This is a genomic window from Streptococcus sp. HMSC056C01 (assembly GCF_001811305.1).
Classification (GTDB): Bacteria; Bacillota; Bacilli; order Lactobacillales; family Streptococcaceae; genus Streptococcus.
Map to the genome: position 1 here is coordinate 68,272 of NZ_KV804209.1, position 19,156 is coordinate 87,427.

A 19,156-nucleotide genomic window follows, 5' to 3' on the forward strand; every position below is an offset into this window, starting at 1 on the left:
TAAGACAATTATATGAAAAAAATTAAAGGACTCTGTGTACTGGATGTTGATGGGACACTGATAGAAGAGGAAGTTATTGATTTGTTGGGGAAAGAAGCAGAATGTGAAGAAGAAGTAGCTCTGCTGACGGCCCAAGCTATGAGGGGAGAACTAGATTTTGAAGAAAGCCTGAGAAAACGTGTTTCCCTTCTAAAAGGACTTTCTATAGATACTTTTGATAAGATTTATCATGAACTACACCTTAGTAAAAATGCTGCGCAATTTATTAACACTCTGCAAAAAAATCAGATAGAAGTGGGTTTAGTTTCAGGTGGATTTACACCTGTTGTTGAAAGAGGAGCAAAAGATTTAGGGATTTCATTATTTGCTGCTAATCAACTGGAAATCAGAGATGGTCATTTAACTGGAAATCTTGTTGGTCCAATTATAAGCAGAGATGTTAAAAAAGAAACTCTAGTAAGATGGGCTTATGAATTAAAAGTACCTATCGAAAGGACCATTGCTATTGGAGATGGAGCTAATGATTTAGCAATGTTGAAGAGAGCTGGAATCGGCATTGGCTTCTGTGCCAAAGAAATCGTGAAAGAGGAAATTCCCCTTCAAATTGAAGAAAGAGATTTAACAAAAGTATTGAATCTGATAGATTTCCTTTGATTAGAAAGATGAGTGTATGAAAATTGTTATCGCGCCTGACTCTTTTAAGGAGAGTCTCCCTGCGAGTGAAGTAACTAAAGCTATTAAACGAGGCCTTAAAAAGGCTCTACCTGAATCGAAATGTTTGCTCTTACCTGTTGGCGATGGAGGGGAAGGAACAGTGGATGCCATTAAAAATTCACTTGGTCTTGTAGAAAAAACTGCTTTAGTGACAGGTCCCTTTGGAGATGAGGTTCAAATGACTTATGTTCAAAAAGGAGAACTTGCTCTTTTCGAGGTGGCTGATTTAGTTGGGCTTGCTAAAATTCCTATTGAAAAACGAAATCCACTGAAGATTCAAACAAAGGGGATTGGTCAACTGATCCTATATTTAATCGAACAAGGAATGAAAGAGATCTATATAGGAGTTGGTGGGACATCCAGTAACGATGGTGGTATTGGAATTGTCTCAGGACTCGGGTATCAGTTTTATGATGAAAACGGGATCGAACTTGAGGCTTGTGGCCAGTCCTTATTTGAAATTAGTAAGATTTTGGACAAAAGTGTCGTTACCATCCCTGCAGATGTGCATATCAAAATCTTAGCAGATGTTACCAATCCACTCTGTGGAATTCGCGGTGCCACCTATACATTTGGGAAGCAAAAAGGGTTGGAACCAGCTAAATTCCAAGATGTTGATATTGCTATTGAAAACTTTTACCGCAAAGTTGCACCTGAAATGTTAAAATTGGATGGTGCTGGAGCAGGTGGTGGTATTGCAGCTGGTTTGTGTGCCTTTGCAGGAGCAGAGATTGTATCTGGTATTCAAACCTGTTTAGATTTAATAAACTTTGATGAACAGGTTGTAGATGCAGATCTAGTTATCGTTGGTGAAGGTAGATTGGATGCTCAAAGTTTTTCAGGCAAGGCGCCAATCGGGGTAGCAAAAAGAACACCAAATGGTGTTCCAGTTATTGCTATTTGTGGTAGTTTAGCTGAGGATTTACCTCCTTTACCATTTGAGAATGTCATCGCTGCTTTTTCTATATTAGAAAAAAGTGAACCACTGGAAGACAGTCTAAAAAATGCCGCTATCTATTTAGAAGATACAGCTGCAAACATTGGTCAAATTTTAGCTTTGAAGAAAAATTAACCAAACCACTTTTTCCAAAGAGAAGTAGGAGCTTTTTTCATCTCTTTTTCCTGCCATAAGTCTGAAAAGGCACTTCTGAGGTCTTTTTCACTTGTTTGAACAGGGGCATCGCTATGGATAACTAGGCCAAAAGGAGAAGAGTTATGATCTTCAGAAACGATGGTCGCTTGGCAGTCAGCATCTTTGGATTGTTTTAGATAAAAAACTTGTTTATCAAACTCTACCTGAGGAGAAATTTTGACAAATAGAGGTTGAGTTTCTTTTTTAAAGGTTTCTATAATTGTTAAAAATCCATTTTTAAATTTATCATCATCAGCTGTTTCAAGGTCCGCGTAGCCAAGGACACGTTCCTCAAATGTTCCGAGAAAACGTCTTTGTTCATCAGGATTTAGTTTAAGACCACCATTGGCCTTTTCTAGGATTTGTTTAGATACATCAGTCATAAAAATAGTATATCATAAAATAAAGGAGAAAACAGATAAAAGAAAGCGATTACTTTATAAACTTAAGGAAAATTTGCACAAAGATAACGTTTTTCCTTGAAAAAGGTGTCTTTTTAAGGTATCATAGAGGTGTAAAAAATTTAACTCAATAAGGAGAGTAAAAAATGTCAATTATTACTGATGTTTACGCTCGCGAAGTCCTAGACTCACGCGGTAACCCAACACTTGAAGTAGAAGTTTACACTGAATCAGGTGCTTTCGGACGTGGTATGGTTCCATCAGGAGCTTCTACTGGTGAACACGAAGCAGTTGAACTTCGTGATGGTGACAAATCTCGTTACGGTGGTCTTGGTACACAAAAAGCTGTTGACAACGTAAACAACATCATCGCTGAAGCAATCATCGGCTACGATGTACGTGACCAACAAGCTATCGACCGTGCTATGATCGCACTTGACGGTACTCCTAACAAAGGTAAATTGGGTGCTAACGCAATCCTTGGTGTGTCTATCGCTGTAGCTCGTGCTGCTGCTGACTACCTTGAAATCCCACTTTACAGCTACCTTGGTGGATTTAACACTAAAGTTCTTCCAACTCCAATGATGAACATCATCAACGGTGGTTCTCACTCAGATGCTCCAATCGCTTTCCAAGAATTCATGATCGTACCTGCTGGTGCACCAACATTCAAAGAAGCTCTTCGTTGGGGTGCTGAAATCTTCCACGCTCTTAAGAAAATCCTTAAATCTCGTGGTCTTGAAACAGCCGTAGGTGACGAAGGTGGATTCGCTCCTCGTTTCGAAGGAACTGAAGACGGTGTTGAAACTATCCTTGCTGCTATCGAAGCTGCTGGTTATGTTCCAGGTAAAGACGTATTTATCGGATTTGACTGTGCATCATCAGAATTCTACGATAAAGAACGTAAAGTTTACGACTACACTAAATTCGAAGGTGAAGGAGCTGCTGTTCGTACTTCTGCAGAACAAATCGACTACCTTGAAGAATTGGTAAACAAATACCCAATCATCACTATCGAAGATGGTATGGACGAAAACGACTGGGATGGATGGAAAGCTCTTACTGAACGTCTTGGTGGTAAAGTTCAATTGGTTGGTGACGACTTCTTCGTAACAAACACTGCTTACCTTGAAAGAGGTATCGCTGAAGGCGCTGCTAACTCAATCCTTATCAAAGTTAACCAAATCGGTACTCTTACTGAAACATTCGACGCTATCGAAATGGCTAAAGAAGCTGGTTACACTGCCGTTGTATCACACCGTTCAGGTGAAACTGAAGATTCAACAATCGCTGATATCGCAGTTGCAACTAACGCAGGACAAATCAAGACTGGTTCACTTTCACGTACAGACCGTATCGCTAAATACAACCAATTGCTTCGTATCGAAGATCAACTTGGTGAAGTAGCTGAATACCGTGGATTGAAATCATTCTACAACCTTAAGAAATAAAATAGTTCAGTGAACTATTTTATCCCGAACCTTGAAACTCAAAAGTTCGGTCGTTGATTTAACAACGTTTTAAGCCCCTCGGATTTTATCCGAAGGGTTTTTTTTCTGTTCGAGGGGCAAAAATATTAAGAAATAATTTCGCACATAAATTCCCTGTATTTTCACTATTCTAGGTGGAAATTAAAGATTTTTAAGCATATTTTTGGTATAATAATACCTAGGAAAAACTAGAGAAAAGAAGGAGGTAGAGATGGAAAAGTATTTATCGGTTACAACTTTGACCAAGTATTTAAAAATGAAATTCGATAAAGACCCCTACTTGGAACGGGTATATTTAACTGGTCAAGTCTCTAACTTCCGTAAGCGTCCAACCCATCAGTATTTTTCTCTTAAAGATGACCGAGCGGTTATTCAGGCGACAATTTGGTCGGGGGTCTACCAACGTTTGGGATTTGACTTGGAAGAAGGGATGAAGATCAATGTGGTTGGTCGTGTCCAAGTCTATGAGCCAAGTGGAAGTTATTCGATTATCATTGAAAAAGCTGAACCAGATGGTGTCGGTGCCTTAGCTATCCAATTTGAACAACTTAAGAAGAAACTGGCAGAAGAAGGTTTGTTTCAAGAGCGATTTAAACAATCTTTACCACAATTTTCAAAAAAAATAGGTGTGGTGACCAGCCGTAGTGGAGCTGTTATCCAGGATATCATTACAACTGTAAGCAGACGCTTCCCTGGTGTGGAAATTGTCTTATATCCTACTAAAGTTCAAGGTGAGGGTGCTGCAAAGGAGATTGCTCGTAATATAACTCGAGCCAATGAACGTGAGGATTTAGATGTTCTGATTATTGGTCGTGGGGGAGGTTCCATTGAAGATCTTTGGGCCTTTAACGAAGAAATTGTAGTTCGAGCAATTTTTGAATCTCGTTTACCGATTATTTCGAGTGTAGGTCATGAAACAGATGTCACCTTGGCTGATTTTGTTGCTGACAAGAGAGCAGCAACACCGACAGCAGCGGCTGAACTTGCGACACCAGTAACTAAGTTAGATCTTTTGACCTATCTTCAGAATCAAGAAAAACGCATGACTACAGCGGTTAAGCATAGTTTGTCAAAGAAACAAGAAGCATTGAGAATCCTCAGTCAATCGGTCATCTTCAGACAACCAGAGCGTTTATATGACGGTTATCTACAACGCTTGGATCAGTTACAGCTGCGACTGAAGCAAGGATTGAATGCTGAATTGGTTCGTAATCAACAAAAGGTGCAAGAACAAGTCCACCGTTTGGAACAATTATCACCAATTATTAAAATCCAGCGTTATCAGGATCATATCCAGCAATTAAAGAAACTTCTGCGTAGCCAGATGGCTGTGACCTATGATGCAAAAGTAGCAGAAGTAAAACGCCTATCAGAAGCTCTCCTTATGCTAGATACTAGTCGAATTGTAGCCAGAGGTTATGCAATTGTCAAAAAAGGAGAAGTCGTAGTCGCTTCTGCGAAAGTTTTGAAAGAAAATGACCAAGTATCACTGTTGATGCGGGACGGTCAAGTAGAATTAGAGGTAAGAGATGTCAAAACAAAAGAAATTTGAGGAAAATCTAGCAGAACTTGAAACGATTGTTCAAAGTTTGGAAAATGGGGAAATTGCTCTAGAAGATGCTATTTCGGCTTTTCAAAAGGGAATGCTCTTGTCAAAAGAATTGCAGGCAACACTTGATAAGGCTGAAAAGACCTTGGTCAAGGTGATGCAAGAAGATGGAACAGAAAGTGAACTGGTATGAACAAGCAGGAAAAACTAGCTTTGGTCGAGTCAGCTCTTGAAGACTTTTATGGCAACCAACAATTTGCGTCCAGTTTAAGAGAAGCGGTTCTCTATTCCGTCCATGCTGGTGGTAAAAGGATTCGTCCTTATTTGCTTTTAGAAGTTTTGGACTCCTTGCAAGTGCCTATCACTCAGGAACATGCTCAAGTTGCAGCGGCACTAGAAATGATTCATACAGGAAGTTTGATCCATGATGATCTTCCTGCTATGGATAATGATGATTTTCGTCGGGGGCGTTTGACCAACCATAAGGTGTATGGTGAAGCTCTAGCCATTTTAGCAGGGGATGCGCTTTTTTTGGATCCCTATGCTTTAATTGCTCAAACTGATTTGCCTAGTCAAACCAAGGTTGATTTAATAGCTAATTTATCCCTTGCTTCTGGAAGTATGGGAATGGTAGCTGGTCAAGTGTTAGATATGGAAGGCGAAGGAAAACACTTGAATTTAGAGGAACTTCAGACTATCCATGCTAATAAGACAGGTAAACTTTTAGCCTTTCCTTTCCAAGCGGCTGGAATCATTGCTGGATTGGATGAAAATCTTCAGAAACAGCTTAAAACAGTTGGCGAGTTGATTGGGCTTGCTTTCCAAGTGAGAGATGATGTGCTTGATGTTACCGCTAGCTTTGAGGAAATTGGAAAAACACCCCAGAAAGACTTGCAGGCCGAAAAGTCAACCTATCCTGCCTTGTTAGGATTAGATCAGGCGATAGCGTTTTGCAATCAAACTTTGGATCAAGCTACTGCGAAACTAGAAGAGATTAGTCAAGTTGTGAGTTTTGATAAGGAGCCAATTGTGAAAATAGTAGAAAGTTTGAGAATCAATGGCTAAGGAAAGAGTAGATGTACTAGCTTACAAACAAGGTTTATTTGAAACGAGAGAACAAGCCAAACGAGGTGTTATGGCAGGTTTGGTAGTCGCTGTTTTAAATGGCGAACGATTTGATAAACCAGGAGAAAAAATTCCTGATGATACAGAGTTGAAACTCAAGGGTGAGAAACTTAAGTATGTCAGTCGTGGTGGCTTGAAACTTGAGAAGGCGCTAGATATTTTTGGTCTATCAGTTGAGGGACAAACGACCATTGATATCGGAGCTTCAACAGGTGGTTTTACTGACGTCATGTTGCAAAATGGTGCTAAACAAGTTTTTGCAGTTGATGTTGGTACTAACCAACTGGCATGGAAATTACGCCAAGACCCTCGTGTTGTCAGTATGGAGCAGTTTAATTTCCGTTATGCGGAAAAAACTGATTTTGAACAGGAACCAAGTTTCGCAAGTATCGATGTCAGTTTTATTTCCTTAGGCCTTATTTTGCCGGCTTTGCACCGTGTTTTAGCTGATCAAGGTCAGGTTGTTGCTCTAGTTAAGCCTCAATTTGAGGCTGGTCGAGAACAGATTGGTAAAAATGGAATTATCAGAGATGCCAAAGTTCACCAAAATGTTTTAGAATCAGTTACTAAAATGGCAGTTGATGAAGGATTTTCAGTCTTAGGATTGGATTATTCTCCTATTCAAGGTGGTCATGGGAATATCGAGTTTTTAGCCTATTTGCGAAAAGAAAATCACGCAATCAATCAGGTTACTTCTGAAATAGAAAAAATAGTGGAGAAAGCACATAGGGAATTTAAAGATGAATAAAAAAGAGAGACTTGAGAAGATTAGAAAATTTGTTACAGATTATCAAATCGGCACACAGGAAGAAATCGTTGAACACTTGAGAGAAGCGGGTATCTCTGCTACTCAAGCAACAGTCTCCCGAGATATTAAAGAATTAGGTATTGTAAAAATTCCATTGAAAGACAATACTTACATTTATGAATTACCAAAATCAATCGTTAGAAGCTTGCAGTTGGCAGAAAATAATATTATTCATGCTGAACGCATGGGATATATGATTAATTTGCAAGTCATTCCAGGAAATACTATTTTCGTCAAGAGTCAGTTGATGACTGTTTTTTCTGACCAAATTTTTAGCTGTATTGCTGATGATGATTCCATCTTGATGGTATTGAGAAGTGAAGAAACAGCCAAGGATATTTTTGAGCAAGTTAAAAATTGGTAGGATTATATGTTACTGGAAATTTCGATTAAAAATTTTGCTATCATCGAATCAATTTCTTTGAACTTTGAACAAGGGATGACAGTTTTAACCGGTGAAACAGGTGCGGGTAAATCAATCATTATTGACGCTATGAATATGATGTTAGGAGCTCGAGCTACAACAGAAGTTATTCGTCATGGGGCTCCAAAAGCGGAAATTGAAGGTCTTTTTTCAATTGAAAGTAACCGCGCGCTAGAAGAAATTTTTGATGAACAAGGATTAGAATTGAGTGATGAAATCATTATTCGTCGCGAAATTTTACAAAACGGTCGGAGCATCAGTCGTGTCAATGGACAGATGGTTAATCTTTCAGTATTAAGGACGATTGGTCAACAGCTAGTTGATATCCATGGTCAACATGACCAAGAGGAGTTAATGCGCCCACATCGACATATCCAGATGTTGGATGAGTTTGGGGATGCCTCTTTCTTTGAATTAAAAGAAGCCTATCAGACGAGCTTCGATAATTACCGCCGTATGCGCAAGCAAGTGCTTGACATCAAAAAAAATCAGCAGGAACACAAGGCTCGAATTGAAATGTTGGAATTTCAGATGGCTGAGATTGAAGCAGCTAATTTGAAAGCTGGTGAAGATATTGCCCTTAATCAAGAAAGAGACAAACTTCTTAACCATAAACATATCGCCGATACTTTAACAAATGCTTATAGTATGCTTGATAATGAAGAATTTTCAAGCCTTGCAAATGTTCGTTCGGCCATGAATGATATGGAAAGTCTTGAAGAGTTCGATCCAGAGTATCGTGAGATTTCAAACTCCCTTTCTGAATCCTATTATGTTCTAGAAGATATCACCAAGCGCTTGGAATCCATTATTGATGATTTAGATTTTGATGGTAATCGTTTGATGCAGGTTGAAAGCCGACTAGATTTAATTCACACCATTACCCGTAAGTATGGTGGTAGTGTCGATGATGTCCTTGAATACTTTGCCAAGATTACAGACGAATACAATCTTCTAACAGGAAATAATCTATCTTCTGAAGATATGGAAATCGAACTCAAGAAACTTGAAAAAAATCTTGTGGATCTAGCAGGTCAAGTTGCTCAAGCTCGCCATAAAATAGCGCAGGACTTAGAAGCTGAAATCAAGCAAGAATTGCAAGACCTATACATGGAGAAAGCACAATTTCAAGTTCGTTTTAGTCAAGGAAAATTCAGTCGTGAAGGTAATGAGAGTGTTGAATTTTACATTTCAACCAACCCTGGAGAAGATTTTAAACCATTAGTAAAAGTAGCTTCTGGTGGAGAGTTGTCTCGTTTGATGTTAGCTATCAAGTCCGCTTTTTCTCGTAAGGAAGGCAAGACCAGTATCGTCTTTGATGAGGTGGATACGGGAGTTTCAGGTCGTGTAGCTCAAGCCATTGCACAAAAGATTCATAAAATTGGGCAGCATGGTCAAGTATTAGCTATTTCTCACCTTCCTCAAGTTATTGCGATTGCAGATTATCAGTTCTTCATCGAAAAGATTAGCAATGAACATTCAACCGTTTCAACAGTTCGCTTGTTGACAGTTGAAGAAAGGATTGAAGAAGTCGCTAAGATGTTGGCTGGAGAGAATGTGACAGAAGCAGCATTGACTCAAGCGAGAGAATTATTACAAAGTAAGGAGAAATAAATGACAGACTATTATGTAATTGGTGATGTCCACGGAAAAGCTGGAATGTTAGAAGATTTACTTAAAACATGGGATGGTAAGACTCAATTACTCTTTCTTGGAGATTTGATTGATAGAGGAGAAGATAGTCGCCGAGTTCTAGAAATGGTCAAAGACTTGGTCGACAATCAGGGAGCTATCTGCTTATCAGGAAACCATGAGTATATGTTTTTAACTTGGTTGGATAACCCTGAAGAAAGCTATGACCACTATCGTCGAAATGGTGGAGATACAACTATTAATTCTATTTTGGGGCGCCCACTGGATGCACCAGTAGATGGAGTAGCAGATGCAAAGCGTGTTGAAACAGAAGCAGCAGACTTAGTGGAATTTATTCGTCAGATGCCTTTTGTCATTGAAACAGATAAGTATATCTTTGTTCATGCCGGTATTGATTTGACTTTGGATGATTGGCATGATACTACCGATTATAAGAAGGTATGGCTCAGAAAACCATTTCATGAAGCAGCCAATCATACTGGAAAAACCATTGTCTTTGGACATACACCAGTCTATGGTTTGTTGGATCAAAAACCTGGTACATCTGAACTTTGGATGACAGAAGACGGTAAGATTGGAATGGATGGAGGAGCTGTTTACGGCGGTGTCCTTCATGGGATTATCTTTACCGACCAAGGTATGACAGAACATTACTTCATTGAAAATGACGGCTTTGTTGCTGAAGATTAGTACTCCTAACAGGGTATGGTCTTGTCAAAATGTTAAAAACAATTTATAATTAATAGATACCCTGAAAGGAAGAGAATGATGAACTTAGAAGAATTGAAAAAACGACAGGAGAAGATTCGTAACTTCTCTATTATCGCCCATATTGACCATGGAAAGTCAACACTAGCAGACCGTATTTTGGAAAAGACAGAGACAGTTTCCAGTCGTGAAATGCAGGCCCAACTTCTTGATAGTATGGACCTTGAACGTGAACGTGGAATTACTATCAAGCTTAATGCTATCGAGCTTAATTATACGGCTAAAGATGGTGAGACTTATATCTTCCACTTGATTGACACACCTGGACACGTGGACTTTACCTATGAGGTTTCACGTTCCCTAGCTGCCTGTGAAGGTGCTATTTTGGTCGTTGATGCTGCCCAAGGGATTGAGGCTCAAACACTGGCAAACGTCTATCTTGCTTTGGATAATGATTTGGAAATCCTTCCAGTTATCAATAAAATTGACCTACCAGCAGCAGATCCAGAGCGCGTGCGTACAGAAATCGAAGATGTCATTGGCCTAGATGCTAGCGAAGCAGTATTGGCTTCAGCCAAGGCGGGTATCGGTATCGAAGAAATTCTCGAACAAATTGTCGAAAAAGTACCAGCACCAACTGGTGACGTGTCAGCACCATTGAAAGCCTTGATTTTCGACTCAGTTTATGATGCCTATCGTGGAGTTATCCTCCAAGTTCGTGTCATGGATGGAGTAGTCAAACCTAGCGATAAGATTCAGCTCATGAGCAATGGTAAAACTTTCGATGTAACTGAAGTCGGAATTTTCACACCTAAAGCAGTTGGGCGTGATTTCCTAGCAACGGGTGACGTTGGTTATATCGCGGCTTCTATCAAGACTGTTCAGGACACACGTGTCGGTGATACAGTAACCTTGGCGACAAATCCAGCGACCGAACCACTTTCAGGATACAAGCAGATGAATCCAATGGTTTTCGCAGGTCTCTATCCAATCGAGTCAAATAAATACAATGACCTTCGTGAAGCTCTTGAAAAATTGCAACTAAATGATGCTAGCTTACAGTTTGAACCAGAAACATCCCAGGCTCTTGGATTTGGTTTCCGTTGTGGTTTCCTTGGACTTCTTCATATGGATGTTATTCAGGAACGTTTGGAACGTGAGTTTAACATCGACCTTATTATGACAGCTCCGTCTGTTATCTACAAGGTTAATCAGACTGATGGTGAGTCTATGGATGTGTCTAACCCATCCGAGTTCCCAGATCCTACAAAGATTGCAACTATCGAAGAACCATATGTTAAGGCACAAATCATGGTACCGCAAGAATTCGTCGGAGCAGTAATGGAATTAGCTCAGCGCAAACGTGGTGACTTTGTGACTATGGATTATATCGATGACAATCGTGTTAATGTTATCTATCAAATCCCACTAGCTGAGATTGTCTTTGACTTCTTCGATAAACTCAAATCTTCGACACGCGGTTATGCAAGCTTTGATTACGAATTGTCAGAGTATCGTCCATCTAAACTGGTGAAAATGGATATCCTTCTTAATGGTGATAAGGTGGATGCTCTTAGCTTTATCGTTCACAAGGACTTTGCTTATGAACGTGGAAAACTCATCGTTGATAAGCTCAAGAAAATCATTCCTCGTCAACAGTTTGAGGTACCGATTCAGGCAGCTATTGGACATAAGATTGTGGCTCGTACAGATATTAAAGCCCTTCGTAAGAACGTGCTTGCCAAGTGTTATGGTGGTGACGTATCTCGTAAACGTAAACTCCTTGAAAAACAAAAAGCTGGTAAGAAACGTATGAAAGCTATCGGTTCTGTAGAAGTACCACAAGAAGCCTTCCTCAGCGTCTTGAGCATGGATGAAGAATAGTCGCTATGTGAGAATAGCATTGATTTTAAGAAATCGATCAGTTGATTTAGATTGAAGAAAAGTCCATTTTGGACATTTTTCTTCAATCCTTTTCTTTGGTTTGAATCACACGGTTACTTTTGTAAAGTGTCAAAATACAGTATTTTTTTGACACTTTTCCCTTCATAATTTAAAATAGAAGTGAAAGGAGAGTTATCATGAAAAAAATAATAACTTTATCTACACTTTTACTTTGTAGTCTTAGTCTAATTGCTTGTAGCAATTCAGAGAAGAAAAACGAGGTAAAGACAGAAGCATCTTCAAGTGTTCAGGAAGCTTCAAGTCAAGAGTCTAGTTCATCGCAAAAACAGACAGAAGAGACGCAAGTAGTGGGTTCAGATGATTATGGCTATGTAAAAATTCCTAAATCATGGGTTCATTTCAAAGAAATTGAAGGTGGAGATGACATTCAGTACTGTGATGGAACGGATGTCAACATTGTGACTCTCAATACTTTTAAACCAGAACAGTTTGGTATTAGTGAAAGCGAATATGCAGCGCTAGAAACTGTTCAAATTTCAACTAGCATTTATGAATCCAAACAGAAAAGTCAAGATTTCTCCAAGGTATGGGGGTCAAAATCAACTATCGGTGGCTATGAGGCCTACGTAGTAAACTGTATTGCTAAGAATGGTAAATATTTAATTATCTGGGTATTTAAATCCGATGATGGTAAGTTTAGATATGTTTCTCTTGAAGGTGTTCCAGAGGTATTAAAAAATCTCCTTCCAATGGTGGAAGAAAGTTGGACCAATAAAAAGAGTTAACATCGTGAAAACAGGAGTACTTCCTGTTTTTTTGTTTTACTTATTAAGAAATTTATAAAAAATATGTTTGAAATCATTAAATGTTTAATTCGTAAACAAAAAAAATAAAAATCAAACAAAATACAACAAAAAAACATTGACAACGGTTTCATATAGTGTTATACTTATACCATAAAAGTTAAATATGAAGGGAGAAGGTCATGGGATTAGATCATTTCTTTGACAAAGACTTAGTCTTTTGCTTAGAAGCAGATAATCAAGAGCAACTTTTCGATCAAGTTGCAACCCTACTGGAAGAAAAGAAAGTTGTTACAGAGACCTATCGATCGGCCTTGATTGAACGTGAAAAATCGTTCCCAACTGGTTTGGATATGGAGTTTTTAGGGAAGGATTTGCCTAACGTAGCTATCCCTCATACTGATACAATTCATAATCTAACTGAAAATGTTGTCGTGGTTCGTCTGGAAAAACCAGTAACATTCCACAATATGATTGCTCCTGATAAGGAAGTAGAAGTTTCATTACTCTTCTTTATCATCAACAATTCAAGTTCAAGTCAAACAAATATACTTGCACAGTTGATGGACTTCTTTACAGGCAATGGTCATCTTGAAGCGCTGTCTAAGATTACGGAACCTGAAGCTTTGTTCCAATATATCTCAGAAGCGACTGCTTAATTTGTTAATAATTTTTATATAAAAACGGAGGAAATCCAAATGATTAAAATTCTTGCTGCTTGTGGTGCAGGTGTTAACTCAAGCCACCAAATTAAAAGTGCTCTTGAAGAAGAACTTTCTAACCGTGGGTACGATGTTCAATGTGATGCTGTTATGGTAAAAGATGTCAATGAAGACTTGATTAAAGGTTATGATATCTTCACACCAATCGCTGCTACTGATTTAGGTTTTGAACCAGGTATCCCAGTTGTTGAAGCAGGACCAATCTTGTTCCGTATTCCAGCTATGAGCGCTCCAGTTTATGACAATATTGAAGCAGCTATCAAAGAACATGGTCTAAGTTAATTATTAATTTGTAAATATTCCATAAAAATAAAGGGAGGAAAATTATGGATATCATTATCGAACTAGCCAATAAGCTGTTCAAACCTATCTTGGAAATGGGTGGACCGATCATCATGCTGATCATTTTGACAGTATTGGCTCTACTTTTTGGAGTGAAATTCTCCAAAGCGCTTGAAGGTGGTATCAAACTTGCCATCGCTCTTACTGGTATCGGTGCTATCATTGGTATGTTAAATGGTGCTTTCTCAGCGTCTCTTGCAAAATTCGTTGAAAACACTGGTATTCAATTGAATATTACCGACGTTGGTTGGGCACCACTTGCTACAATCACTTGGGGTTCAGCTTGGACACTTTACTTCTTGCTTGTGATGTTGATCGTCAACATTGTAATGCTTGCAATGAAGAAAACTGATACACTTGACGTCGATATCTTTGATATCTGGCACTTGTCTATCACAGGTCTTTTGATCAAATGGTACGCTGACAACAATGGAGTTAGCCAAGGAGTTTCACTCTTCATCGCGACTGCAGCAGTTGTTCTTGTTGGGGTTCTTAAAATCATCAACTCTGACTTGATGAAACCAACATTTGATGACCTTCTTAACGCACCAAGTTCATCACCAATGACTTCAACTCACATGAACTACATGATGAACCCAGTTATCATGGTTTTGGATAAGATTTTTGATAAACTCTTCCCAGGTCTTGATAAATACGACTTTGACGCTGCTAAATTGAATAAACGAATCGGTTTCTGGGGATCTAAATTCTTCATCGGTTTCATCCTTGGTATCGTTATCGGTTTGATGGGAACTCCACATCCAGTTCCTGGTGTTGAAGGTGCTGATAAATGGGAACTTGTTATTAAAGGTTGGTTGTCACTTGGTTTGACTGCCGGTGTCTGCTTGGAGCTCTTCTCATTGATCGGTTCATGGTTCATCGCAGCCGTAGAACCACTTTCACAAGGTATTACAAACGTTGCTACTAAACGTCTTCAAGGACGTAAATTCAATATCGGTCTTGACTGGCCATTTATCGCTGGTCGTGCTGAAATCTGGGCTTGTGCTAACGTACTTGCACCAATCATGTTGGTTGAAGCAGTGCTTCTTTCAAATGTCGGAAATGGTATCTTGCCACTTGCTGGTATCATTGCAATGGGTGTAACTCCAGCTCTCTTGGTAGTTACTCGTGGTAAATTGCTTCGTATGATTATCTTCGGAACACTCTTGTTGCCACTCTTCCTTCTTTCAGGTACACTTATCGCACCATTTGCAACAGAACTTGCTAAAGGTGTAGGTGCCTTCCCAGAAGGTGTAAGCCAAACTCAATTGATTACTCACTCAACTCTTGAAGGACCAATCGAAAAACTATTTGGTTGGGCAATTGGTAACGCTACAACTGGTGATATCAAAGCTATCCTTGGCGCATTAGTATTCCTAGTATTCTACGTTGGTATCTTTGCATGGTACAGAAAACAAATGATCAAACGTAATGAAGAATACGCAGCAAACGCAAAATAATTCGCTCCTAAAAATGTAAATTGTAAAAACTAGGTTGTCAGTTTCCAAATCTGGAGTCGACAGCCTAGTTTTTTAGGCCTTAAATAAATGGAGGTAATTCTAATGATTGAATTAAAAACAGAACAGTTAAGTGTACAGTTTCAAACTTTTGGTGGTGCACTTTCTTCGATAAAAGACAAAGATGGAATTGAATATTTGTGGCAAGGTGATCCAACTTACTGGAGTGGACAAGCACCTGTTCTATTTCCAATTTGTGGATCCGTTAGAAATGATACTGTCTTGTATGATCAAGAAGATGATAGTCAAGTAAAAGGTAAAATTCCACGTCATGGTTTGGTTCGAAAAAAAGAATTTGAATTAGTAGAACAAACAGAGAATTCTGTCACCTTTGCTATCGAAGATGACCAAGACATGTATGAGAATTATCCCTATCATTTTCGACTAGAAATAACTTATACTGTTACTGGAAAGACTATTCGAACACAGTATCAAGTTACCAATAAGGAAACAGATAAGAAAATGCCATATTTTATTGGTGGACATCCAGGCTTTAACTGTCCTTTATTTGATGATGAAGCTTATGAAGACTACTATCTTGAATTTGAAAAGCCAGAAACTTGTACAGTTCCCAAACCATTCCCAGAAACAGGGATGTTAGATTTTCAAGATAGAAGTAGCTGGTTAAAAGAGCAAAAAGAATTGGATCTAAACTATGATTTCTTTAGCTATGATGCTGTGACGTTAGATGAATTAACCTCGCGCTCTGTTTCCTTACGGTCACGTAAGCATGATAAGGGATTAAAACTGGACTTTGAAGAGTTTCCAAACCTCATCGTTTGGTCAACGCTTAATAAAGGTCCTTTCCTTGCTCTGGAACCTTGGTCAGGTTTGTCAACTTCACTCGAAGAGGGCGATCATCTAGAAGATAAGAAAAATGTTCGAATCTTAAATCCAGGTCAAAGTGATCAAATTGGTTTTGATATAGAAATTTTCTAAAAAATAAACAAAAACAAACATAAACTGTTGACTTTTTTAAACAATAGTAGTATATTATGTTTAGAAAGAACAATTTGTGTTTGTTTTAACAAGTTATTCTTCCAATTTCTCAAAGGAGAAGTTACAAAGAATGATTAGATAAATCATTCTTAAACTAAAATAGTCAACAAAAACTACTAGTAACTACTTGGTGATGGTCATTTTCTTTCCAGAACCAAAAAATTTTTACTGGTCTATATAAAAAAGGAGTATACAATATGTCTATTGTTATTGGTGCAGATGCTGCAGGTTTGAGATTGAAAGAAGTCGTTAAAGATTTCTTGGAAAAAGAAAACTTCCACGTTGTGGATGTTACAGCTGAAGGTCAAGACTTCGTTGATGTAACTCTTGCAGTTGCTGAAGAAGTTAAAAAAGAAGAACAAAACCTTGGTATTGTCATTGATGCTTATGGTGCAGGTCCATTTATGGTTGCAACTAAAATCAAAGGAATGGTTGCTGCAGAAGTATCTGACGAACGTTCAGCTTATATGACTCGTGGTCACAACAACTCACGTATGATTACTATGGGTGCTCAACTTGTTGGTGACGAATTGGCTAAGAACATCGCTAAAGGCTTTGTAAATGGTAAGTATGACGGCGGTCGTCACCAAATCCGTGTCGACATGTTGAACAAAATGTGCTAATTTTTATATTGAAAGAAAGGTAAGATAAAAATGAGAATTGCAATTGGATGTGACCACATCGTAACAAATGAAAAAATGGCGGTTTCAGAATTTTTGAAATCAAAAGGACATGAAGTCATCGACTTTGGTACTTATGACCACGCTCGTACACACTACCCAATCTTTGGTAAAAAAGTTGGTGAAGCAGTAGTTAGTGGCCAAGCTGATCTTGGTGTATGTATCTGTGGTACTGGTGTAGGTATCAATAACGCTGTTAACAAGGTTCCAGGTGTTCGTTCTGCTTTGGTTCGCGATATGACAACAGCTTTATATGCAAAAGAACAATTGAATGCCAACGTAATCGGATTTGGTGGTAAAATCACTGGTGAATTGCTCATGTGTGATATCATTGATGCTTTCATCAACGCTGAATACAAACCATCTGAAGAAAACAAAAAATTGATCGCTAAAATTCAACACGTTGAAACTCATAACGACCATCAAACTGATGCCAACTTCTTTACAGAGTTCCTTGAAAAATGGGATCGTGGTGAATACCACGACTAAGAGGTGACTTATGATTTTAACAGTCACAATGAACCCATCCATTGATATTTCCTATCCTTTGGATGAATTAAAAATTGACACTGTCAACCGTGTTGTAGATGTTACGAAAACGGCTGGTGGTAAAGGTCTTAATGTTACTCGGGTCCTATCAGAATTTGGTGACTCCGTAGTCGCAACAGGACTTGTCGGTGGTAAACTTGGTGATTTTTTAGTAGAAAATATTGATGATAAAGTAAGCAAACGTTTCTTCTCTATTCAAGGTGAAACTCGTAACTGTATCGCAATTCTACATGGAGAAAACCAAACAGAAATCCTAGAAAAAGGTCCTGAAGTTCAAGAAAAAGAAGGTCAAGATTTCTTGGCTCATTTCAAAGAACTTTTAGAGACTGTAGAGGTAGTGGCCATTTCAGGTAGTCTACCAGCAGGACTACCAGTGGATTATTATGCTAGTCTGGTTGAACTTGCTAACCAAGCTGGTAAACCTGTTGTCTTGGACTGTTCAGGAGCTTCACTTCAGGCGGTTCTTGAATCTCCACATAAGCCAACAGTTATCAAACCAAATAATGAAGAATTGTCTCAACTTTTAGGAAGAGAAATTTCTAAAGATTTGGATGAATTAAAAGAGGTTCTTGAAGAGCCCCTATTTGAAGGAATTGAGTGGATCATCGTTTCCTTAGGTGCTAATGGTGCCTTTGCTAAGCACGGGGACACTTTCTATAAAGTAGATATTCCAAGAATCCAAGTTGTAAACCCAGTTGGATCTGGTGATTCTACAGTAGCAGGTATTGCTTCAGGATTGTTCCATAAAGAATCTGATCAAGAATTACTGACTAAGGCGAATGTCCTTGGTATGCTAAATGCTCAAGAAAAAATGACTGGTCATGTCAATATGGCAAACTATCACGGCCTATATGACCAACTAGTAGTGAAAGAGGTATAAAATGGTTTTAACAGAAAATAAACGCGCTTGTATGCAAAAACTCTCTGATGAAAATGGTATCATCTCAGCTCTTGCTTTTGACCAACGTGGTGCTTTGAAACGCCTCATGGCTCAATACCAAACAGAAGAGCCAACAGTAGCTCAAATGGAAGAACTTAAAGTCTTGGTAGCAGATGAATTGACAAAATACGCTTCATCAATGCTACTTGACCCTGAGTACGGACTTCCAGCTACAAAAGCTCTTGATCCAAATGCAGGTCTTCTCCTTGCTTATGAAAAAACAGGATACGATACAACAAGTACAAAACGCTTGCCAGACTGCTTGGACGTTTGGTCTGCAAAACGTATCAAGGAACAAGGTGCAGATGCTGTTAAGTTCTTGCTTTACTATGATGTAGATAGCACTGACGAACTCAACCAACAAAAACAAGCCTACATTGAACGTATCGGTTCTGAGTGTGTGGCAGAGGATATTCCATTCTTCCTTGAAATTCTTGCTTACGATGAAAAGATTGCTGACGCAGGTTCTGCAGAATATGCTAAAGTAAAACCACATAAGGTTATCGGTGCTATGAAGGTCTTCTCCGATCCACGTTTCAACATCGATGTCTTGAAAGTAGAAGTTCCAGTTAACGTGAAATACGTTGAAGGGTTTGGCGATGGAGAAGTCGTTTACAGCCGTGAAGAAGCAGCTGCTTTCTTCAAAGCTCAAGACGAAGCAACTAACCTTCCATACATCTACTTGAGTGCAGGTG

At 38.8% G+C, this 19,156-nt stretch carries 21 protein-coding genes; 20 read left to right on the plus strand and 1 reads right to left on the minus strand.

Going from position 1 to position 19,156, the window contains the following annotated elements; genetic code table 11:
• The first annotated feature begins 12 nt into the window (after window positions 1-12).
• Both serB and HMPREF2795_RS07355 read left to right on the plus strand, forming a co-directional pair.
• Window positions 13-654 carry a phosphoserine phosphatase SerB gene (gene serB / locus HMPREF2795_RS07350; protein ID WP_075228556.1) on the plus strand — a complete coding sequence of 214 codons (642 nt, stop codon included), beginning with the start codon at window positions 13-15 and terminating at the stop codon, window positions 652-654.
• Window positions 655-670: 16 nt separating this feature from the next.
• Window positions 671-1,786 carry a glycerate kinase gene (locus tag HMPREF2795_RS07355; protein WP_075228557.1) on the plus strand — a complete coding sequence of 372 codons (1,116 nt, stop codon included), beginning with the start codon at window positions 671-673 and terminating at the stop codon, window positions 1,784-1,786.
• On the opposite strand, the gene HMPREF2795_RS07360 is transcribed toward HMPREF2795_RS07355, so the two are convergent.
• Window positions 1,783-2,229 (minus strand): DUF1694 domain-containing protein, encoded by a 447-nt coding sequence (locus tag HMPREF2795_RS07360; protein WP_075228558.1) that lies wholly within the window; start codon window positions 2,227-2,229, stop codon window positions 1,783-1,785. The genes HMPREF2795_RS07355 and HMPREF2795_RS07360 overlap by 4 nt on opposite strands.
• A gap of 164 nt (window positions 2,230-2,393) precedes the next feature.
• On the opposite strand from HMPREF2795_RS07360, the gene eno reads away from it, so the two are divergent.
• The 18 genes from eno to lacD all read left to right on the plus strand — a co-directional run.
• Window positions 2,394-3,698 carry a surface-displayed alpha-enolase gene (gene eno / locus HMPREF2795_RS07365; protein ID WP_000022825.1) on the plus strand — a complete coding sequence of 435 codons (1,305 nt, stop codon included), beginning with the start codon at window positions 2,394-2,396 and terminating at the stop codon, window positions 3,696-3,698.
• 250 nt (window positions 3,699-3,948) lie between these two features.
• Window positions 3,949-5,289 (plus strand): exodeoxyribonuclease VII large subunit, encoded by a 1,341-nt coding sequence (xseA, locus tag HMPREF2795_RS07370; protein ID WP_000417499.1) that lies wholly within the window; start codon window positions 3,949-3,951, stop codon window positions 5,287-5,289.
• Window positions 5,267-5,479 carry an exodeoxyribonuclease VII small subunit gene (locus tag HMPREF2795_RS07375; protein ID WP_000043228.1) on the plus strand — a complete coding sequence of 71 codons (213 nt, stop codon included), beginning with the start codon at window positions 5,267-5,269 and terminating at the stop codon, window positions 5,477-5,479. Before xseA ends, HMPREF2795_RS07375 begins: the two co-directional genes overlap by 23 nt.
• A complete protein-coding gene (locus tag HMPREF2795_RS07380; RefSeq protein ID WP_001041145.1) occupies window positions 5,476-6,351 on the plus strand; it encodes a polyprenyl synthetase family protein in 876 nt (291 codons plus the stop codon). The genes HMPREF2795_RS07375 and HMPREF2795_RS07380 overlap by 4 nt, the downstream gene beginning before the upstream one ends.
• Window positions 6,344-7,159: a TlyA family RNA methyltransferase gene (locus HMPREF2795_RS07385; protein ID WP_001041049.1), complete on the plus strand. Its 816-nt coding sequence runs from the start codon at window positions 6,344-6,346 to the stop codon at window positions 7,157-7,159. Before HMPREF2795_RS07380 ends, HMPREF2795_RS07385 begins: the two co-directional genes overlap by 8 nt.
• Window positions 7,152-7,583, plus strand: a complete 432-nt coding sequence (locus HMPREF2795_RS07390; protein WP_001034387.1) for an arginine repressor — start codon at window positions 7,152-7,154, stop codon at window positions 7,581-7,583. Before HMPREF2795_RS07385 ends, HMPREF2795_RS07390 begins: the two co-directional genes overlap by 8 nt.
• A 6-nt stretch (window positions 7,584-7,589) precedes the next feature.
• Window positions 7,590-9,257: a DNA repair protein RecN gene (gene recN, locus HMPREF2795_RS07395; RefSeq protein WP_075228559.1), complete on the plus strand. Its 1,668-nt coding sequence runs from the start codon at window positions 7,590-7,592 to the stop codon at window positions 9,255-9,257.
• Entirely contained in the window at window positions 9,258-9,986 is a 729-nt protein-coding gene (locus tag HMPREF2795_RS07400) for a metallophosphoesterase family protein (RefSeq protein ID WP_000133328.1), read from the plus strand.
• A 78-nt stretch (window positions 9,987-10,064) separates the two neighbouring features.
• The gene (gene lepA / locus HMPREF2795_RS07405; RefSeq protein ID WP_001047197.1) at window positions 10,065-11,888 is read left to right on the plus strand and encodes a translation elongation factor 4; all 1,824 of its coding nucleotides are present in this window, start codon (window positions 10,065-10,067) and stop codon (window positions 11,886-11,888) included.
• Window positions 11,889-12,085: 197 nt separating this feature from the next.
• A complete protein-coding gene (locus HMPREF2795_RS07410; protein ID WP_000720934.1) occupies window positions 12,086-12,694 on the plus strand; it encodes a hypothetical protein in 609 nt (202 codons plus the stop codon).
• 200 nt (window positions 12,695-12,894) lie between these two features.
• Entirely contained in the window at window positions 12,895-13,371 is a 477-nt protein-coding gene (locus HMPREF2795_RS07415; protein ID WP_000521965.1) for a PTS sugar transporter subunit IIA, read from the plus strand.
• Between the two features lie 39 nt (window positions 13,372-13,410).
• Window positions 13,411-13,716 (plus strand): PTS sugar transporter subunit IIB, encoded by a 306-nt coding sequence (locus HMPREF2795_RS07420; RefSeq protein WP_000590576.1) that lies wholly within the window; start codon window positions 13,411-13,413, stop codon window positions 13,714-13,716.
• A gap of 44 nt (window positions 13,717-13,760) precedes the next feature.
• A complete protein-coding gene (locus tag HMPREF2795_RS07425; protein ID WP_000351356.1) occupies window positions 13,761-15,236 on the plus strand; it encodes a PTS galactitol transporter subunit IIC in 1,476 nt (491 codons plus the stop codon).
• A 102-nt stretch (window positions 15,237-15,338) separates the two neighbouring features.
• Entirely contained in the window at window positions 15,339-16,232 is an 894-nt protein-coding gene (locus tag HMPREF2795_RS07430; RefSeq protein ID WP_075228560.1) for an aldose 1-epimerase family protein, read from the plus strand.
• Between the two features lie 257 nt (window positions 16,233-16,489).
• Window positions 16,490-16,915 carry a galactose-6-phosphate isomerase subunit LacA gene (lacA, locus tag HMPREF2795_RS07435; RefSeq protein WP_000029280.1) on the plus strand — a complete coding sequence of 142 codons (426 nt, stop codon included), beginning with the start codon at window positions 16,490-16,492 and terminating at the stop codon, window positions 16,913-16,915.
• Between the two features lie 30 nt (window positions 16,916-16,945).
• Window positions 16,946-17,461, plus strand: a complete 516-nt coding sequence (gene lacB, locus HMPREF2795_RS07440) for a galactose-6-phosphate isomerase subunit LacB (protein WP_049526277.1) — start codon at window positions 16,946-16,948, stop codon at window positions 17,459-17,461.
• Between the two features lie 10 nt (window positions 17,462-17,471).
• On the plus strand, window positions 17,472-18,401 hold the full coding sequence (locus tag HMPREF2795_RS07445) for a tagatose-6-phosphate kinase (RefSeq protein WP_075228561.1): 930 nt from the start codon (window positions 17,472-17,474) through the stop codon (window positions 18,399-18,401).
• Window position 18,402: 1 nt separating this feature from the next.
• Window positions 18,403-19,156, plus strand: a 754-nt coding sequence (gene lacD / locus HMPREF2795_RS07450; RefSeq protein WP_075228562.1) for a tagatose-bisphosphate aldolase, incomplete at its 3' end; no start/stop codon positions are given.

Coding starts and splice junctions, on each gene's coding strand:
- serB (WP_075228556.1), top strand. CDS start 13: ATGAAAAAAATTAAAGGACTCTGTGTACTGGATGTTGATGGGACACTG.
- HMPREF2795_RS07355 (WP_075228557.1), top strand. CDS start 671: ATGAAAATTGTTATCGCGCCTGACTCTTTTAAGGAGAGTCTCCCTGCG.
- HMPREF2795_RS07360 (WP_075228558.1), bottom strand. CDS start 2,229: ATGACTGATGTATCTAAACAAATCCTAGAAAAGGCCAATGGTGGTCTT.
- eno (WP_000022825.1), top strand. CDS start 2,394: ATGTCAATTATTACTGATGTTTACGCTCGCGAAGTCCTAGACTCACGC.
- xseA (WP_000417499.1), top strand. CDS start 3,949: ATGGAAAAGTATTTATCGGTTACAACTTTGACCAAGTATTTAAAAATG.
- HMPREF2795_RS07375 (WP_000043228.1), top strand. CDS start 5,267: ATGTCAAAACAAAAGAAATTTGAGGAAAATCTAGCAGAACTTGAAACG.
- HMPREF2795_RS07380 (WP_001041145.1), top strand. CDS start 5,476: ATGAACAAGCAGGAAAAACTAGCTTTGGTCGAGTCAGCTCTTGAAGAC.
- HMPREF2795_RS07385 (WP_001041049.1), top strand. CDS start 6,344: ATGGCTAAGGAAAGAGTAGATGTACTAGCTTACAAACAAGGTTTATTT.
- HMPREF2795_RS07390 (WP_001034387.1), top strand. CDS start 7,152: ATGAATAAAAAAGAGAGACTTGAGAAGATTAGAAAATTTGTTACAGAT.
- recN (WP_075228559.1), top strand. CDS start 7,590: ATGTTACTGGAAATTTCGATTAAAAATTTTGCTATCATCGAATCAATT.
- HMPREF2795_RS07400 (WP_000133328.1), top strand. CDS start 9,258: ATGACAGACTATTATGTAATTGGTGATGTCCACGGAAAAGCTGGAATG.
- lepA (WP_001047197.1), top strand. CDS start 10,065: ATGAACTTAGAAGAATTGAAAAAACGACAGGAGAAGATTCGTAACTTC.
- HMPREF2795_RS07410 (WP_000720934.1), top strand. CDS start 12,086: ATGAAAAAAATAATAACTTTATCTACACTTTTACTTTGTAGTCTTAGT.
- HMPREF2795_RS07415 (WP_000521965.1), top strand. CDS start 12,895: ATGGGATTAGATCATTTCTTTGACAAAGACTTAGTCTTTTGCTTAGAA.
- HMPREF2795_RS07420 (WP_000590576.1), top strand. CDS start 13,411: ATGATTAAAATTCTTGCTGCTTGTGGTGCAGGTGTTAACTCAAGCCAC.
- HMPREF2795_RS07425 (WP_000351356.1), top strand. CDS start 13,761: ATGGATATCATTATCGAACTAGCCAATAAGCTGTTCAAACCTATCTTG.
- HMPREF2795_RS07430 (WP_075228560.1), top strand. CDS start 15,339: ATGATTGAATTAAAAACAGAACAGTTAAGTGTACAGTTTCAAACTTTT.
- lacA (WP_000029280.1), top strand. CDS start 16,490: ATGTCTATTGTTATTGGTGCAGATGCTGCAGGTTTGAGATTGAAAGAA.
- lacB (WP_049526277.1), top strand. CDS start 16,946: ATGAGAATTGCAATTGGATGTGACCACATCGTAACAAATGAAAAAATG.
- HMPREF2795_RS07445 (WP_075228561.1), top strand. CDS start 17,472: ATGATTTTAACAGTCACAATGAACCCATCCATTGATATTTCCTATCCT.